This is a genomic window from Stenotrophomonas maltophilia group sp. Smal13 (assembly GCF_030236855.1).
Lineage (GTDB): Bacteria > Pseudomonadota > Gammaproteobacteria > Xanthomonadales > Xanthomonadaceae > Stenotrophomonas > Stenotrophomonas maltophilia_A.
On the sequence record NZ_JASJSQ010000180.1, the window covers coordinates 1 to 881 of the forward strand.

Annotated in this window: 2 protein-coding genes; both read right to left on the reverse strand. The window is 67.4% G+C overall.

Going from position 1 to position 881, the window contains the following annotated elements; genetic code table 11:
- Positions 1 to 141 precede the first annotated feature (141 nt).
- Positions 142 to 408, reverse strand: a complete 267-nt coding sequence (locus QRO95_RS25255) for a DksA/TraR family C4-type zinc finger protein (RefSeq protein WP_032129365.1) — start codon at positions 406 to 408, stop codon at positions 142 to 144.
- 160 nt (positions 409 to 568) lie between these two features.
- Positions 569 to 881: DUF2058 family protein (locus QRO95_RS25260; RefSeq protein WP_285303758.1), on the reverse strand; the 313-nt coding region annotated here is incomplete at its 5' end.

Sequence of the window (881 nt, forward strand, 5' to 3'; positions counted from 1 at the left end):
GGACCCCGGAGGGGGTTTTACGGCGTGTCCTGCCTACCCACACCGTCCCGCCTACCTGCGGAATGCCCGCTTTTGACGTTGAAGTTGCCTTGGCTTGAAGGCTTCGGCAGGTGCAGGGCTGCAAGCCCTGCCGAACAACCTTTACCTCAACTGGCTGTCCTTGCTGCCACGCCGGTTGTAGCCGGCATGCGCCTGCGCTTCGTCGTCATGCGCCTGCTGGCACGCCACGCACAGCCGTACCCCGGGCACGGCCTGGCGCCGCGCCAACGGGATCGGCGCGTCGCATTCCTCACAATGTTCCAGACCAGGACCCTCGCGCAGCTGGCGCCGCGCGCGGGCGATCGCATCGTCGACGGTGGCGTCGATCTGGTCCTGGACCGCGCCGTCTCCCGCCCAACCGGTGGCCATGGCCATCCTCCGCAGGTGTGTCGCCTGATATGGGGACGATACGCCGCGCAGTAAACGGTAGCGCCGAGCCATGACCGGCGGGCCTTCAGCAAGCTGAGCAGAAGGCAGACGGGCCGGAGCAGGCCATTTGCGGCTTAATCCCCTCCGTCCCCTTTTTGGCTTACCAGACCAGGTCGTCCGGCACCTGGAACTGCGCGTAGTAGGCGTCGTCCTCGGCATTGCCGGTGGAGATCTCGGCGGTCGAGCCCGGCTGGCCGTGGTCGACGATGATCGCCTCCGGGGCGCGTTCACGCACTTTTTCGGCAGCGGCACGCGGCAGCAGGGCGTAACCGTCGCCGAGGGCAACGATGACCAGCACGCCCACCGACAGCGCCTTGCGCAGCTTGGGGTCGATCAGCAGGGTGCGGATCGCCGCGCCATCGCTGAAGCGGTACTCGTCGTCGCCCTTGTGAGGCACGGCATGGGCCGGGATG